Annotated in this window: 16 protein-coding genes; 1 reads left to right on the forward strand and 15 read right to left on the reverse strand. The window is 39.1% G+C overall.

Features of this window, described 5'->3' with window-relative positions; all coding sequences use genetic code 11:
- Nucleotides 1–89: 89 nt before the first annotated feature.
- On the reverse strand, nt 90–1025 hold the full coding sequence (dmeF, locus tag G9371_RS16350; protein ID WP_001175951.1) for a CDF family Co(II)/Ni(II) efflux transporter DmeF: 936 nt from the start codon (nt 1023–1025) through the stop codon (nt 90–92).
- Nucleotides 1026–1080: 55 nt separating this feature from the next.
- On the opposite strand from dmeF, the gene G9371_RS16355 reads away from it, so the two are divergent.
- Nucleotides 1081–1350, forward strand: a complete 270-nt coding sequence (locus tag G9371_RS16355; protein ID WP_000018740.1) for a metal/formaldehyde-sensitive transcriptional repressor — start codon at nt 1081–1083, stop codon at nt 1348–1350.
- A gap of 31 nt (nt 1351–1381) precedes the next feature.
- Here the strand turns inward: G9371_RS16355 and G9371_RS16360 are convergent, their stop codons facing one another.
- From G9371_RS16360 to G9371_RS16425, 14 genes are all read right to left on the reverse strand, one after another.
- Nucleotides 1382–1507, reverse strand: coding sequence for a YHYH domain-containing protein (locus tag G9371_RS16360; RefSeq protein ID WP_000733641.1), 126 nt, complete (start codon nt 1505–1507; stop codon nt 1382–1384).
- Nucleotides 1508–1598: 91 nt separating this feature from the next.
- Nucleotides 1599–2906: an MFS transporter gene (locus G9371_RS16365; protein ID WP_000895211.1), complete on the reverse strand. Its 1308-nt coding sequence runs from the start codon at nt 2904–2906 to the stop codon at nt 1599–1601.
- A gap of 80 nt (nt 2907–2986) precedes the next feature.
- Nucleotides 2987–3625, reverse strand: a complete 639-nt coding sequence (locus G9371_RS16370; RefSeq protein WP_000282061.1) for a hypothetical protein — start codon at nt 3623–3625, stop codon at nt 2987–2989.
- Nucleotides 3626–3636: 11 nt separating this feature from the next.
- Nucleotides 3637–4350 carry a HupE/UreJ family protein gene (locus tag G9371_RS16375; protein WP_001165581.1) on the reverse strand — a complete coding sequence of 238 codons (714 nt, stop codon included), beginning with the start codon at nt 4348–4350 and terminating at the stop codon, nt 3637–3639.
- 5 nt (nt 4351–4355) lie between these two features.
- Entirely contained in the window at nt 4356–4727 is a 372-nt protein-coding gene (locus G9371_RS16380) for a hypothetical protein (protein WP_000181823.1), read from the reverse strand.
- An 11-nt stretch (nt 4728–4738) separates the two neighbouring features.
- Complete coding sequence (locus tag G9371_RS16385; RefSeq protein ID WP_000460236.1) at nt 4739–7867, reverse strand: efflux RND transporter permease subunit; 3129 nt, start codon at nt 7865–7867, stop codon at nt 4739–4741.
- A gap of 14 nt (nt 7868–7881) precedes the next feature.
- Nucleotides 7882–9357 (reverse strand): efflux RND transporter periplasmic adaptor subunit, encoded by a 1476-nt coding sequence (locus tag G9371_RS16390; protein WP_001041870.1) that lies wholly within the window; start codon nt 9355–9357, stop codon nt 7882–7884.
- A 10-nt stretch (nt 9358–9367) separates the two neighbouring features.
- On the reverse strand, nt 9368–10567 hold the full coding sequence (locus tag G9371_RS16395) for a TolC family protein (RefSeq protein ID WP_000039774.1): 1200 nt from the start codon (nt 10565–10567) through the stop codon (nt 9368–9370).
- Between the two features lie 48 nt (nt 10568–10615).
- Nucleotides 10616–11071: a hypothetical protein gene (locus G9371_RS16400; protein ID WP_002086797.1), complete on the reverse strand. Its 456-nt coding sequence runs from the start codon at nt 11069–11071 to the stop codon at nt 10616–10618.
- A 156-nt stretch (nt 11072–11227) separates the two neighbouring features.
- Nucleotides 11228–12124, reverse strand: coding sequence for a hypothetical protein (locus tag G9371_RS16405; RefSeq protein ID WP_000589670.1), 897 nt, complete (start codon nt 12122–12124; stop codon nt 11228–11230).
- A 212-nt stretch (nt 12125–12336) separates the two neighbouring features.
- Complete coding sequence (locus tag G9371_RS16410) at nt 12337–13380, reverse strand: YqaJ viral recombinase family protein (protein ID WP_001090272.1); 1044 nt, start codon at nt 13378–13380, stop codon at nt 12337–12339.
- A gap of 168 nt (nt 13381–13548) precedes the next feature.
- The gene (locus G9371_RS16415; protein WP_000951122.1) at nt 13549–14592 is read right to left on the reverse strand and encodes a DUF932 domain-containing protein; all 1044 of its coding nucleotides are present in this window, start codon (nt 14590–14592) and stop codon (nt 13549–13551) included.
- 58 nt (nt 14593–14650) lie between these two features.
- Complete coding sequence (locus tag G9371_RS16420) at nt 14651–14938, reverse strand: hypothetical protein (protein ID WP_000058781.1); 288 nt, start codon at nt 14936–14938, stop codon at nt 14651–14653.
- A 215-nt stretch (nt 14939–15153) separates the two neighbouring features.
- Nucleotides 15154–17301 carry a glycine zipper family protein gene (locus G9371_RS16425; protein WP_001009680.1) on the reverse strand — a complete coding sequence of 716 codons (2148 nt, stop codon included), beginning with the start codon at nt 17299–17301 and terminating at the stop codon, nt 15154–15156.
- Nucleotides 17302–17673: the final 372 nt, after the last annotated feature.

Genomic DNA, 17673 nt, shown 5'->3' on the forward strand with positions numbered 1-17673 from the left:
TATTGATGTTTATAACATCATTTGGGGAGCAAAATATCACTTATAAGTGTTGTTCAAATTTCCTGATCCACCTCTAACCATTCAATAATTCAAATAAAATGTATTTCAACACTTGCATGCACAATTTCTTCATGGATAGAGAGTGCCTGTTTCACTACATCTGGTGTTAAATCTACACCTGTACTCTCTAAAGCCAAGATGCAAGAAAACTTGCCTCTACCAACTTTCCAAACATGTAAATCAGTAATATTAACTTGAGGAAATTCCTCTATAACCTCTTTGATTTCATCAACCACAGGGTGAGACATTTCTGCATCGAGTAGTGTCTTTCCTGTCTCATTTAATAATCCCCATGACCATTTAGCGACAAGAATAGCTCCAACTACACCTAATAGTGCATCTAAGAAACTCCAACCAAAATATTTCCCCGCAAACAATGCAACAATTGCCAATACAGAAGTAACCGCATCAGCTACTACATGCAGAAACGCCGCCTTTTGATTTAAGTCATGATGATCGTGGTGGTGGTCGTGTTCATGGTGATGATCATGCTCGTGGTGATGGTGGTGGCCTCCGTCATGTAATAACCATGCACAAACCAAGTTTACCAATAAACCAACAATTGCAATTGGTATTGCCTCATTGTAATGAATATTCACGGGATTCATTAATCGATCGATAGATTGAATACCCATTAAAAGTGCTACAACCATAAGTAAAATAGCACTACTGTACCCTGCTAGAATCTCAATTTTCCAAGTACCAAAACTAAATCGCTGATCATGAGCATAATGTCGGGCCATTCGATATGCGAAATAAGCTAAGCCGAGAGCAACCATATGTGAACTCATATGCCAGCCATCTGCGAGTAAGGCCATCGAATTAAAAATCCATCCCCCCAATATCTCTAGTACCATCATGATTGCTGTAAGAATTGTCGCAATCAGTATTTTCTTTTGTGCTAAAGGATTTCCTTCATCGAATTGATGAGAATGACGACGATCTAAGTTACTATGAAGTTGCATAAATTTTATCTTTCCAAGATACTCCCCCCAGTATATATTTTTTTTAGGAAAAATCATGTCTCATTTGCATCAAGATAAAAAAATACTTAATCGCATCAAGCGGATTCAAGGACAGGTTACTTCTGTTGAAAAGTCATTATTAACACCTGAAAGCTCTTGTCTTGAAGTATTACAACAAGTTGCAGCAATTAAAGGTGCTGTTAATGGGTTAATGCAGCAACTTCTTGAACAACATTTAAGAGAACATGTATTGAAAGGGGATCAAAATTTTGATGAAGAAGAAATGAAACAGTACTTATTATTATTAGATCGTTATTCAAAATGAGTAGAACAAAATGTTCTACTCATTTTTATTATTAATGGCAGTGACGATCCCCTGTCTTGCTATTCGTGTGGCAGCCTGAAGAATCAGTACCACCTGAATGAGCAAAAGCATTTGTTACCGCAAGCCCCATTAAACATACCAAGATTAGTTTTTTCATGTTGTTCCCCTTTTTTTATTGAACAATAAAATAAGCTTATAATTGTACAACAAACAAACGGAATCTTTCTAAGTCATTAGTCGAAAAAGAGTTATTTAGGCCACTTTTCATGATAGTCATCAATAATATATTCATGGACGTGTACTCCATTGATTCGATGCTGCTGCAAATGCTCATGATCTGGAGGTAAATCATCATGACTGTGGGGTAAAAGAGCCTCATCCTGTGATGGCCACAAACGCATTGCAAGTAATAAAGAAATCGTTGCAATCACTGCCATCGGTATAAAAGTTTGTAATGTTCCTATGTTAGTAGTGAGCCATCCAACCAAGGGATAAGTCACTAACCAGCAAGCATGTGAAAACGCAAATTGCGCTGCGAATAGAGAGGTCCTACTCTCACTCGATGCAGATTTTCGAATCAAACGGCCTGTAGGTGTTTGTGAAACAGAATATCCAATACCAAGCACAAACCAAAGTACAAGCAAACCATTATAAGATGTAATGAAATAACCACTTAACAGCCCAATTACAAGAATTGTTGTTCCCGTCAACATCACTGATCGATCTGGGAACTTATCCAATATCTTAGGCAAAATGAAAGCCGAAAGCATTGAACCAAATCCAAATAAACCAAAAGCCCAAGTAGTCGCATTTTCAGTTAGCTTAAATGTCGATTGAACCAATACCACGGTATTTACAATCACTACAGCGCTTGCTGACGCAATTGCTAAATTGAGAGCAAGCAATGCTTTAAGTCTAGGCGTATTAAAATAAATTTTAGCTCCCTGCTTAATACGGCTATAAACACCTCTAAACGCAGGTACTTTGGCAACTGGTAATTTCGCACTTACCACAAACAAAGCAGAACCGATAAAACCTAATACCGTTCCCAAAAATAAGTTGTGATAACTCATCAAAGTTAATAAAAATGCCGCGAGCATCGGACTAATAATATTTTCTAAATCATAGGCCAATCGTGATAATGATAGCGCATTGGTATAGTCTTTTTCTTCAGGTAAAACATCTGGAATCATTGCCTGAAATGTTGGTGTAAATGCAGCAGAAGCAGATTGCAAAATAAAAATGAGAATATAAATTTGCCAAATTTGTGTCACAAACGGTAGACACAATGCTGTTAATGCTCGAATAACATCTAGCCCAACCAATACTTTTTTTCTTGGTAATCGCTCAGCAAATGCAGATGCTATAGGCGCTACACCGATATAAGCAATCATCTTAATTGCCAATGCAATACCAAGAACTTGGGCTGCTTCCCCCTTTGCAATATCGTACGCCTGTAAAGCTAGGGCGATTGTGATTAACCCCGTTCCGATTAGCGCTATTACTTGGGCCAAAAACAAATGCCGATATGTTGTGTTTTTTAGTACTTCTAGCATCTTATGGATTCCTTTTAGAACCTGACTTCTTTAGCAATTGAATCTCCTTGGAATATTATTCCAAGGAGATTGATCAAAACTTAAAAGACTTTCTTCATTTCACTAAACTGCCCTTCTACAAGTAGAGTTACAGTCACTGGATTTTCCGTACGGTTACGCCAGAACCAACCATGCTTGCCATCAAAAGCTGCCTTTAAGACACCCTGCTGAGTTGTTTCATTCTTTCCTTTTCCATAGCCATGATAGAACCCTTTAGGAGCGTTCACTGGATCACCATGGGTATCATAATTAAGACCACCTCCAACAGCTTTCCAGTCAAAGTTGACACTTGCACTTTGTGGCATCGTCAGTTTCACTTCGGTTGCTTGGCCCGGTTTAAGCTCAATACTAATGCTCTCTTTATTAATAGCAGGCATAATCATTTGAGCATTATCAGTTGCCGTTTGAGTCGAAGTTTCTACTGATATTTGTTCAACACTATTCACTGCCTGTGCAGCATTGATACCATTTTCTGACTCTTCAGTTAGTGATTGTTTGATTTCTCCCATTTTCGTTAAACCAAGCACTTTACCCATACCTGTCGGATCAATTGCATACTCCGCAGGCATGACACAGGTAACTAGCACAATAACGGCACTTACGGCAGCAATTGCTGTTGATTTAATTAACTTTTTTGATGAAGGTAATTCGATATCTTTTGGAATTTCAGCGTTATACATAATTTAGATCCTTATTGAGTAATGAAGCCAGTAAGTTGATAGCCAACAAGTAAAAAACCGAGGAACATGAGGAAGACATTGCTTTGATAAGCTGTTTTAAAGAAATAAGGTGTCTTTCTCCAAAACGTCATTAATAACAAGATGATGCACAGAGCCATAAACTGGCCTAATTCAACCCCAATATTGAATGAGATTAAATTTGCCAACAGTCCATCACTCGGAACTTCATATTCCTGAATTTTTACTGCGAGTCCAAAACCATGAATCAGACCAAAAATTAAAGTCGCGATTTTCGTGTTTGGTTGAAAACCAAACCAACGCTGATAAGCCCCCAAGTTATCTAGAGCCTTATAAACAATCGAAAAACCAATGATTGCATCAATGATGTAGGCGTTTATCGAGATATTGTAATAAACACCCACCAGCATCGTAATCGAATGCCCAAGTGCAAATAGGCTGACGTACAAGCCGATATCTTTCATTCGGTATAAGAAGAAGATAATGCCAACAAGAAATAGTAAATGGTCATATCCAGTGACCATATGCTTCGCACCCAAATAGATGAATGGAATCACATGAATGCCATAAATTTCTTGAATATAGCCCTTATCACCTTCCGCTACTCCATGAGCAAAAAGTGTAGGGCTTACCAATGTAATGAATAAAGCAAGTAATAGCTTTATGTAAGCACTTAATTTCACAATGTGTGAAGCAATAATTTGCATGTATATCAAACTCCAAAATTTAAAATGAATTGAAAATCCATTAACTTTTTGGGCGGTTTAAAAATACGACTCACCATCAGATAAACATATTCTTTTGACCAATCTAAAATCGAAATCCCTTTTAAGAGATGAGCTAAAGCGGCCGATTTAAGTACGTCATAGCCAACAAAATGTTCATAGTAATTATCTTGGTGACTATGTGAATGTTGTTGGCTTATCTCATGATGGTGAGAGTTAATTGCATCAATTGAAACGTGTCTCTGAAATTCATTTTCAGTTACATGCTCTTTAAAGTGCAAACATAAAGCGAGACTGATCATGCAGACTAGCAACATCATCACAAATTTGTTTTGTTTATCTCGCAATATATTTGTCATTAAAGATGCCCCTAAACAACCTGTTTAGCAGCTTCGTTTGATTTTCTTGACCTACCTTGGTTAAACCACACATATAAGGTTGGCAAAATAATCAAAGTCAGTAAGGTTGATGAAATAATCCCACCAATAACAACAGTTGCAATTGGGCGCTGAACTTCAGAGCCAATGCCTACGTTTAAGGCCATCGGAATAAAACCTAATGAAGCGACTAAAGCTGTAATCAACACGGGACGGAGTCTTTCCATTGCACCATGTTTCACTGCATCAATGACACTTTCACCTTGAACTCTAAGTCGCTGAATGGCTGAAACAAGAACCAAACCATTCAGCACAGCAACACCCGATAAGGCAATGAAACCCACAGCCGCAGAAATTGAGAATGGAATATCACGTAGTGCTAAAGCAATCACACCACCTGTTAGTGCAAATGGCACACCTGTGAATACCAAGATACTGTTTCTAACATTACCTAAAGCCATATAGATCATGGCAAAGATCAGAATTAAAGCAATCGGTACTACAACCATAAGACGATTTGAAGCAGATTCCATTTGCTCAAACGTACCGCCCCAAGTCAGCCAATAACCATCTGGTAATTTAAAATCAGCATTCAGCTTAGATTGTGCTTCTGAAATGTAACTACCAATATCAGTTCCACGAACATTTGCTGTAATGACGATACGCCGTTTACCATTTTCGCGAGAAATCTGGTTTGGTCCTTGAACGTTTTTTAACTCGATCAATTCTGATAAAAGAACACTCGAACCATCAGCTAAGCTCACAGGAATCTGATACAGCTTTTCTAGATCTGTTACCGAGTTTTGATCCATACGTACCACAATGTCGAACTTTCGATCTCCTTCAAACACCTTACCTACTGTCTCACCTGTGATTAGGCTAGAAACCTGTTTTTGTACATCCTCTGCATCAAGCCCATAGTTGGCAATCATGTCTTTTTTCAGCTCAACAGAAACCATGGGTAAACCAGACATCTGTTCGACTTTAAGATCAGCAGTACCTTTGACTCCCTCTAAAATCTTAGCGGCAGCGTTTGCTGATTCAAGCAACTGCTCTAAATCATCACCATAAATTTTTACGGCAACATCTGTTCGGACACCTGAAATAAGTTCGTTAAAACGCATTTGAATCGGCTGTGTAAACTCATAATTGTTTCCATATACGCCTTTAGATACGCGTTCAATTTCAGCAACAACCGCAGACTTTTCCTTATCAGGATTAGGCCACTGACTACGAGGTTTCAGCATGACAAAGTTATCTGCTACGTTAGGTGGAACAGGATCAGTCGCAATTTCAGCAGTCCCCACTTTGGCAAAAATAGTCTGAACTTCTGGAATTTTCTTAATCTCTTTTTCTAACGTGTATTGCATTTCAATTGCTTGAGTCAACGACGTACCAGGGATACGCAAGGCATGTAGTGCTACATCTCCCTCATCCAAGGAAGGTATAAACTCTGAGCCTAAACGAGTCGAAAGACTTGCACTAAAAACAAAGAAAATAGAGACAAAAGCGATTAGCAAATATCTGTGATTTAAAGACCAATCTAGAATTGGGTTATAAAATCTTTTGATGCCATGGACGATTTTTGACTCTTCTTCTTTAATTTCACCAGTAGTGACCAATGCCACCATTGCAGGGACAAACGTAATTGAAAGAATCATTGCTGCCACTAAAGCCATAACCACTGTTGCAGCCATTGGTGTAAACATCTTTCCTTCAACACCAGTCAGAGTCATTACAGGTAGATACACCAAGATAATGATCAATTGACCATAGAGAATCGCTTTGCGGGATTCTTTAGTCGCCTCAAACACAGTCGTAAAGCGTTCTTGCCTTGTTAAAACTCGCCCAAGCTCTTTTTGTTTAATTGCCAACTTTGCTAAGGAGGCCTCAACAATTACAACAGCACCATCTACAATAATCCCGAAATCTAGTGCCCCAAGACTCATAAGGTTTGCACTAATTTTCTGGTTCACCATACCTGTGATTGTCATCAGCATGGATAAAGGAATGACCAAAGCGGTAATCAGCGCAGCACGGAAGTGACCAAGAAATACAAACAGAACAACGATTACCAGAATCGCACCTTCTAAAAGATTCTTTTTCACCGTCTGTATCGTTGCATCAACCAAAGTTGTACGGTTATAGACAGCTTTTGCTTCCACACCTTCTGGTAATGATTTTTGAACCTGTTGTAGCTTTTGATCAACAGCGTGAGCAACATTTCGTGAGTTCTCACCAATAAGCATGAATGCTGTACCCAGTACAATTTCTTGCCCATCTTTAGTTGCAGCACCTGTACGTAATTCGTGACCAATAGATATTTTGGCAACATCTTTCAATCTGAGGATATAACCATTGCTCGTCGTAATCGGGATATTCTGGACTTGCTCAATCGAGTTAATTTGAGAATCAGAACGAATTAAATACTGTTCACCATTTTTCTCAATATACCCCGAGCCTTTATTCATGCTGTTCTTAGAGATAGCCTCTAAAATTGTCTTCTGATCCAGCCCTATGCTACGTAAATAAGCATAATCAGGTTGAACTACAAATTGTTTGAGATAACCACCAATGGTATTGATTTCATTAACACCCTCTACATTTCGAAGCTGAGGTTTAATCACCCAGTCTTGTAAGGTGCGTAATTCCGTTGGTGAAAGTGGATTAGGATTGTTCTTGGCATTTTCAACGGTATACATGAAGATTTCGCCAAGTCCTGTAGAAACAGGCCCCATAGAAGTTGCAATTCCAACGGGAAGATTTGGTGTCACTCCTTGTAGCTTCTCATTGACTAATTGTCGGGCAAAATAAATATCCGTCCCTTCTTTGAAAATTGCCGTTACTTGAGATAGACCATATCGAGATACGGAGCGTGTATAGTCTAAATTTGGAATACCTGCCAAAGCAGTTTCAATGGGATAGGTCACTTGAGACTCCATCTCCATTGGAGAGAGTCCTTGAGCTTCACTATTAATCTGGACTTGTACATTCGTAATATCAGGGACTGCATCAATCGGTAACTTGAAATAGTTATAAACCCCTAATGCACCAACAAATAAAAATACGATAAGTACAAGCCAACGATTCTTAATCGAGAGCTTAACAATCTGGTCAAACATAGTCGCTACTCCCCTTAGTGGTCATGAGTAGCGCCAGATTTCCCTAGCTCTGCTTTTAAAAGATATGAATTTCCAGCGGCATAAACCTGTCCTACGCGTAATCCAGATTTAACTTCCACATACCCATTGTACTTTTCACCAAGCTCCAGAGGCCTAGCTTCAAAATCATTGCCAACACGAATGAATACAACATCCCAATCACGGAAGCTCTGTAGAGCATCTTCACGCACAACCATCGGCTTCAAACTTTGATTTTCAAAAATTTGGGCCGTGATTAACTGTCCTGAGCGCCACTTAAACTGGTTTGGTACTTCAATAAAGACCTGTGCTGTACGTGTCTTTGGATCAATGACATCACTGATATATTTAATTCGTCCTAAAGCTTCTTCTGTATCCACAGGGCTTTGAGGTTTAACTTTAACCTTATTGTTAGGATTTATAGCATTTAGCCTGTCAGCGGGAACATTAACAACTGCTAAAAGTTGAGAAGTATTTGCGATTTTAAAAATAGGTGTTGAAGAACTTACATTTGATCCAACAGCACCAAGGACTTCTAATATTGTTCCAGACATTGCAGCACGAACTTCAACAGTACCATTACTAGAACCACCATAAGAGTTGATTAAGTTATTCAACTCATTTGCACGAGTTTGTGCTGCGTCAAAGTCTCGTTTTGCTGAAATATAATCAATTTCAGGTGATACACGCTTTTGCCATAGCGCTCGTTCCTGTTCCATTTTTTGACGAGCAAACTGTAGGCTGTCCAAAGCAACTTTACGATCGGCATTCAAACGAATTACATCTTGGCTTTGAACTACAGCAAGTAAGTCTCCCTGACTCACCTTATCACCTAGATTACGGTAAGTTTTGATCAATGTCCCACTGGCTTTAGGCGTAATAAAGCTTTCAAAATTATCAGGAAACTTCAGTTCGCCTTTTAACTCCAAAGCATTTTCAAACATCTTTGATTCAACTTTTAAAAGCTCTAATCCACTGCTCTTAATACTACTGTCCAACATGGTGACACGGCCTTCCTTCGTATCCCATTTCCAAGTATGCTTTTTCCCTTGATAATCAACGTTTATCATCATTAAAAAGGAATGTGGCTCGTAAACAATTTCATTCCCAATTAAGTAATCACTCTCAGGTTGAAATTGAATATTTTGCTCGGCATCCAAACGTTTGATGTAGATATTTGCTGTTAAGTCTTCAGGTTTAAGTAGTTTATCTTTCAAATACCCATAAACACGGAGGTGTGGTTCCACTCCTTCCTCAAATATCTTGACCTCAGCAGAGAAATCTCCATCTCGATATAAACGACCACCGTGAGGCCCTTTCTCATCTCCAGCCACAGCTACTTTTTCTTCGGCGACCTCACCATGTGCGCTCGCTTGTGTTTTATTGCCCGATTTATACCAAGCAATTGCACATAAGACGATAAGTAAGGCAACGACACCAGTTGCAATCAATGTATTGGTTTGTTTATTCATATTCTTGCCCTTATTCTTGATCTAAATGAGTAATGTAGTTACGTTCGACATCTGCAATTTCAGTTTGCAAAGCCAACCACATATCGAATCGAGCAAGATGTTTGTCTAACCAAATTTGCTTAATATTATTGAATTCAAGTAAAGAGTTTTTCCCTGCTTGGTATCCCATTTCAGCAATTCGGAGACTCTCATTTGTTGCGGGCAAAACCGTTTGATCATATTGCTTAATCGCATCAATCAAGTTGGAAACCTCAATAGCCTTGTTTTCCAATTCAATTTTAGAATTACGATTCACAAGCACCGACTGTGTTTCTGCTTTCGTATGCTCTGCTTGAGCGATCGCAATATTGCCTTTATTTCGACTAAAAATATTGAGGGGTATTGATGTCGAAACCTGAAAGACTTTGTCATTGGTTTCTTGGTAGTTTCTAACCCCTACTCCCAAAGTAATATCTGGTATTGCTTCTTTACGAGCCAACTCAAACTGAGCTTTTTTCAGCTTTGAACTTAAAGTTGCTTCTTGCTCAGACAAACTTATTTTGTCTGTGAAATTAAAGCTTAGCGGAACCTCCAATGCACTACTGGGCAGGTTGGAAGTGAACTTAGAACATAGATTTTTCTGGAACTGAATCTTCTTCACTTCATTTTGATGGCGCAATTTCGACTCAGATGAAAGTGCTATGCTTAGTTGAGCATCGGAAGGAATTACTCGCCCGTACTTAAGACGTTCGGAAAGAACGTTAGCTTGTCTGGCATTCAATTTACTCTCAGAAGAATAAATTTCAGCACGCTGAGTAGCTACATACCAGTTCGCCATACAGATTCTTAAATCTGCTTTGAGTTCAGCCTGACGCTTTGCTATTTCGAACTGATTACGATCACCTTGAAAACTCGCAATCTGTTTTCTCAAGGAAAGTTTATTACTGAGGGGGATCTCTTGTGATAGCCCCAGCAAGGTTGTTGGGCCATCCAAATCTTTCAATTTTGAATTACCGAGATTATCCAACTCCATATTGAAAGTCGGATTAATTAATCTGCCAGCAAACTTTTGATTGATTTCATAAGCTTGCTCGGACTGCTGTAAGCTATTGAGTACAGCATCATTTGCGATTACCTGCTTTTGTAGTTCTGCATAATTCGTTTCTGCGAATACATTTGCTGCTGTTGCTACAAATCCACAGGTAAGAAATATCTGATATTTTTTAGACATGACTTTACCTATACAAAAAAATTAAAAACTATTTTTTGTATAGAAAGATCAATTACGTAGGACGATTAAATCTTTAGAGAAAGTATAAGAATTACTAAATACTAGAGGGGATCGCCGCTTTAAAAAGACTCGATAAACGGGCTTTTCAAAAAGCTGGAAAAAGAATAAAACTAGTGGAAGTGCGAAACTAAGAATAAAGATTGGATCTATGCTGAAATCACTATCAGAAGAAATTGGCTTTACTGAATGATGATAGATCGGCTCATCAAAATTCTTCCACGTATGTGCTTCTGCATCATGATCAGCAGAACTTTTTAGAGAATCATCTGAGTGCTGTAAAGACCAATGACTAGAAGCATCATCCTCTACAATGATACTCAACTCATGCTGATGTTCAATATTTTCAAGTAGAACAGGCGCCCACGCATGAACTCCCGTAATTGTTATGGTAAACAAAAACAGGACAAATGCGAGTATAAGCTTAGAAAACCTACTTGAACGCATAGTCATGAACATACTTCTGATTTGCTACCAAAATACTAAAAAGCGTTATTAAAGTAAATCCATCTCTCAAAAATTCTAGGAGTGAGTATTTTCTTATCTACAGTCCAAAATCTGCAAAAAAAAGAGTACAAGTACTCTTTTCTAACTAGGTCCATTTCAATTGAGAGCCTGCACAGAATGCTGCAACCCTTTCTGAATGTCTTGAACATGAGTTAAATCACTAAGCTGCTGACCCTGCTCTGGTTTTGGTTCATTGATATAAAACTCCTCAACAATATCCAGTCCCTCCTCACCTCCTACCTCAAATCTGGCATTACCATAACCTAGCCTTGCCACATGATCTAAAGCCTCCTGATAAAACCCTGCTGTCTTGCTTTGTCCATCGATCTGTTTGGCTGAAGTAATGGCTTCTTGTAGATTGATTCCATCACGTAAGGTTAAGTCCACGTAATAAATTGGGGTACGGTAACTTTGCGTTGTGCTTTTTCCTCGTAAGGTCAGTTGCAATGGCAAACATGAAAGTAAATCACCTGAAGCCGCATGGTAATAACGAAGCCGTGCAGCTAAGGTACGAATGCTATTGAAACCTGTAGTCCTAAAAATGAATGTACCCAACTCATCCGACTCATCTAGATTGACGTAAAGCCGCCCATAAGGCTTGCAGTGTCCACCTTGGGCCAAGGGGCATAAATCAGGTGATGGACATGGATGCTGTTCAACCCCGTTTTGTCCAAGTCGCTGACAGGTTTCACCATTACCAGTACAGATGGGCCGACCAGTTTGTCGGTCGAATAGAGTGTACTCAGCTCGCAAGTTGAGTTCAGGATCATTAAAAATCATCCGGACAGGAATGGTTCTGAGTTTCTGGTTTTGTGCCTTGGCTCTTAGCTGCTCATCCAGTGGGTGTTTCACCCAGCCATCCTTATTCTGAATTTGGCTAGTAATCGTAAATTGATCATCTTTTTCAGGCAGACGTTTACCATTCTTTTCGACCACTTTACCGATACTAATTCTGCCGAGTATTGGCGGTGTAATCGCTAAACCTTTGATCATGTTGTTTGTCCTATAAGTAAAATTTTACTGATTACCCCTTGCTATGTAAGTAAACAGAAATATGAAAAGCTACGACTTCGCAAAAACCGCCATTGTTGGTCTACCGCTCCTTCGGGAGTCGGTAGATCGGGGGTGGTTTTTTTGCGCTTTTGGGAAGAATGGATATTTCATGCATATATAGTTAGCGATATAGATGCATGGTTTTGATCGGGTCAGTCATCATTGCTATAGATTTGAAAACGTCGTGTCCCCACCTTGTTTTGTGGAAACTCATTGATTAGTTCAGGATGCATTTTCAATACAGCCTTATTATCTAAAGCAATGGAGTCTTTAGATCGTTTCCACGTCACTGAACCATTGGCAAAAGTTGCTCGTTCAGCATCTTTCATTAACATCTGAATTTGATGCTTAGTTTCATCAAAGCTGTTTTGGTGTTTTTCAATATGATGCTTTTCTTGAATCAGTTGAGCAAACAACTGATTGGCTTGTTCATTTTGACTGAGATCTTCGACACTGAGTGGAATATGTTGAGGATAGAGTTGCTGAATGGCTTTAGCTGCCGATTCACTGGCATCGACTGAAGGTGGCGTGTCATTTTCCACACACTCCCAAAAGTATCGCTCTGCATTCACAATATGTTGAATGACTGATTCACTGCGTGCCACTTTATAGATACGAGTTTCATGACCACAGATCAGCACACAAATATGCGCTGCCTTTTTGCCTGTTACAGCGAGTTGATGTTGCACCTGACACAATACGTATAAAGGCACACCATCTCGCCATAACTTTGCTCCATATTCCCCTGCGGTTTTGCATTCTAAAATCTGTACTTCCTCACTACCTACCACCGAGTAATCTAAGTTAGCCAGCATAAAATGCTTATCCTCATCAGGATGTTGTAGTACGGCATTGATACGACGAACTTTGTTGTTGGTATGCATGCTGTAGTATTCAGCGACCAAAGGTTCAAGTTGTTTACCCCAATATAAAGGGGCATGACCTGTGCTTTCATCTTCAATGGATTGTTTAACTCGACCTGTCTTGATCATCCACAGTTCTAGCATCGACATATAGGGATTAAGTCCACAGGCTGCGGCACAGTCACTACTGCCAATACCTTGGCGTCTGACTTCAAGCCATTCTGCTTGAGTCATATTCTTTGTATTGACCAAGCGTTTGGCTGTGAATAATTTTGGGGCAATAAATGGGGTACTTGCCTGTTGCATAGATGGATTTAAAATTGCGGTATTCATATTGAAGTCCTGATTATTTTGCTATGTAAAATGATGGGGATCACAAAAAATGGGCATAAAAAAACCACAGCCGAAGCTATGGTTTTAATAATTTTTAAAATTCGAAATTCCATTTAAAAATGCTTAGTTAGGTCTAACTTTCCATGATTGAAAAATGTATATTCCGCACTATGCAAGCATGTTAAGTGCCTGTTCCAATCCTCGTTGTTTGATCGATGCGCCAGCACCAAACCAAGCTGAATCAAGCCGGTGATCGGTACTCATGGCACGACGTTCGTGGTCTATAAATTCTGTGATTGAACACAGTAATCCATAGGCTGTTCCTTTGGCTGAACTTAGCTCCGCACCTCGTCCTTGACCATTAAACATTTCCATAGCTCGACTCATCGATTTGGCATTTGGTTCAGCTTTGTCCTTGCCATTGGCTTGGGCTTGTAAGGCTACATCACGGTAGAACTGGATGATGTTGTCCTCCTGATCCACCACGTTGTTCATTGTGCTGTTATTGAACACGGCATCAAAGTAAGCGGATGCTTCCATCTGACTCACTTTACGTTGTGTCAGTTGCTTCATTTCATACATGTGTTCATCCCATGCACGTACTGAAATACCGAGTTGCTGTTTGACCTTATCAGCATCAAATTTAGTACTGTGTGGAACTTTGACCACACCTGCACTGCTGTTCTGTCCTTTTAAGGCAATCGCTAAAGTATTGTTGCACACTACTCGGATCGAGGTAAATTGTGCGGTGGTGGCAAGGGTTCCGTCACATGCTGTTGCCAAGAGCATATAGCCATTACTGACATCTTTGCCCTTCAACATGGATGTTTGCCCTGTACGTGCTAGTGCCCAGAATTTCTTGCCACCTTTGAGTACACCTGCGGTTTCAAGTTCAAAACCTGATTGCTCGGTGAGGTCACGATAGAATTCTAAAATCTCTCTCGGTTGCACTTCCTGAAAGCGTTGACTGACGACTGACAGTGGAGCATGGGTATCAGAGCGATATAAAACTCGTTGTTCTTCATAAGGCATGATGATGCTTTGCCCACGGTCATTCTGCGCCATATAACTGACATTAGAAGATTCAATCCGCCAATCCATACCTGCCTGCTGTGCCCAGACTTCAATCGGTTGGTTTTGTGTCAGTTGATTCCCTAGTCCGTGCCAAGGGGTTTCTCCGACATACGCCATTTGTTCAAGTTGATGTGCCATAGTTTTATTCCTTTTAATTTGAAAATGAAATTTGAATTTGTGTGGTTACTAACGATCTTTAATGCAAAAGGTGCGCTGGAAACTTTTGGTAGCAGTTGTGGCAGAAGCATAAATTCTGCTGTGGTGGTGTGCTTTGTTCGGTAAATGAATTCAACACACTGCCGAGTACCGTTCCTGCTATTCCACCGACAATCGGTGGCAGATTGAAAGACTTTGCGACCGTGGTTCCCAATGCACCCAATGTGGTCGGTGTGACCAAATTGGTTAAGGTCGTATTTGATTGTTGTGTACTTGCTTCAACCAATATCACATTCGTTGAATGGCAAAAGGGACAGCTCAAGCTCATAGCTCGACTCCTTAAATTTTGTGCATAAAAAAAGCCTGCTCGATGGCAGACTTTGTTTTCATATTTTCATGAAGAACTCAAAAGAGTTTCATGATTCTCATTAGGATATTATGTGTCTGAAATTATTTGGAATAACTTTTAATTTACTAATTCAATTAGTAAATAATCTCTCCAATTTTTTATTTCAAATACAACTATCAATATTATTCCAACACTCAAGCAGGTTTAAGCTGATGAGTACGATTAGGCTGTGCTGAATCAGGTTTGGCAAGTTCCCTATAAATCTCTAATTGACGATTAATTTCATTAATTTTTGGCTGTAGATCAACTGATATAAAATTACTTGACTCATCAATAGCCACCCAACCAGCTTGAACCTTTTCCATTTCATTACCTTTTTGCAACTTATGTAATATCCATTGGTTCAGATGATAGGCACGCATATAAGCTTCATGTTGATAGATCAATAAAGTACTAAAAGTAATAATACGATCAGCATTATTCAACATATGAGTTTCAAAACTTTGTAGCTGTTTGAATAGCACATTTGTTCGATGAACCAATAAATTTTCATTGAACCACGCTGCGAATTCAATGAGTAATTTCACTACGATATCTCTCTGATTACACAAGGCTTCTCGATTCATACTATTTGCACCTGTAGAACCAGCAACCCCTCCCATATATGCACCAATACCACTCGCAACAATGACTCCAACACCACCTGTAGCAAGACCTGCTAATGCGCCGAGTAGCATTGACCCTGTCATTGCACCTCCAGCAATTGCAGCAGTTTCTTTGCCAACATTTTTTAAGTATTGCTCGCCATCCACTTTACCTGAATTAAAATCACCATAATTACGATATGCCGCTAAACCAATCGTTAATAGTGGGATTGGTAGCATATCTCCTACATCCGCAAAATCTGAAACTTGCTCTAGTCCTACACCAGTAGTTTCCTGAACAGCTTCATAGCTTAAAGTGGTATCCACTAACACCATCGGATGATTACCTAGCTGCTCTGCAAGTTCACTGTTCACAATCACTGGAATATCTGGATACTTATCAAAATGACTTAATACATAATCAGCATCCATTGAGCACTTAACTTGCATCGGTGTGCCATCAACAATCAAATCATAACCAGCTTGGTTTGCGCTATCGGGAAATTCAACTGTATGTCCTTGTTGTTGTAAATTCAGTGCAACCTGTTGTTCAGCAACATAACCAGTTAAACGAGTCACTGCTCCTGCACTATCTAGTGTATTCGCTGAAATGTCTTGTAAAGTATTTAAGTTTTCAGGATTTCCTTTTGATGCAAAGCTCAATGCATCTAATACAGATGGATCAATATGTGCATAATCCCAAATTAATCCTAAAGAATATGCGGATGCCGTTAAGCCCACACCCACCTTTAGCCCTTGATCAGATAATATTTTTTCTAGCTCTTTTTGTGCTTTTTGATTTTGGTTAAGACACTCAACAATTTTTTTATTTTTCAAAAGTTTTGGTGCACTCGCAATAATTCCTTCACTATATGGAATCTGCGAATCACGCCCTCCAAAAAATGTACCAACTCCCTTACTAAAACTATTTAGCCCACGTCCCATGTCAGCTAAGAAATTCGTATCTTCAGGACGAGTTGCAATAACGTCTTCTGGTAAAAGGGCTGTTATAGCACGATTGAGTAGATTCCCTTGTAATGCTCTATCTTTCGCATCGTCTATAGAGCAAAGTAAATATACAGCATATTGCAAATCACCAAACTCTCCTTTTTCCTGATTATAGATAACATTCTTCCGCATTATTAAACATTCAAGATAATCAAAATATAATGTTTCTTGATAAGAACAATGCTCAAAATAGTACTCAAACTTTTCTATAGCGCTAGTATAGATTTGACTACGTTTGTACACTATCGCCTGTGCTTTAATGACAGCATTGCTAGGCTCACGCTCAAATAAAATTTTTAAGATCTCTCGACTAATCTGTAAATGTTCACTTTTTTCAATCTTCGATAAATACCGACTGACTAATTCAGAAATATTCATCGACGCTTGATGCTTGAGTTTGAATAAAATACATTGCTCTAACCAAGCATAATTTTTTGCATGCCCCTGATAGTGAGGGATAAATACTGTTTCAATCAATTCAACCAATTCTAAAGCAACGCCAATTTCCTCAGATGAATTGATAGAAAATTCCCATTTTTGTGGAATAGTCACACTAAATAAGCGAGAGAAAAACCCCGAATTAAGATCAGCTTTTTCTTGAGTAACTAACATCAACATATCTTCTGGAGTAAGTGTATGTTTTTGAGTTTTAATTCTATCTAGTCGTACTTTAAGTAATTTAAAATTCATATATCCCCCTAATTTTTTGAATTTTCAGATAATTTACTATTTTAGACACCAGAATTATATTACTTAAAATTGAAAAAGTACTAGTGTATTAAAAATAATAAAATTATTGATTTATTTATATATTTTCATAACCTCGATTGACTAAACTCACCCTTAATTTTATCATTCGACTGCTGACCTACATCGTCAGTCGGTTTTGACAGACCGTTTACAAAAGGCGCACAACAACGCTGTGATGGTTTTGTGCGTTCTCTTAAGTCACGCCTTTACGGTGAGACTGGGAGGGGCACGCTTGCGTGCGCTGATTTCCTTTTGTATCAGTCTGTCAACCCGCCCAGTCTTGCCACCATTATTTGACAGTAATTTGGTAAG

This window comes from Acinetobacter sp. EKM10A (assembly GCF_011075215.1).
Classification (GTDB): domain Bacteria; phylum Pseudomonadota; class Gammaproteobacteria; order Pseudomonadales; family Moraxellaceae; genus Acinetobacter; species Acinetobacter baumannii.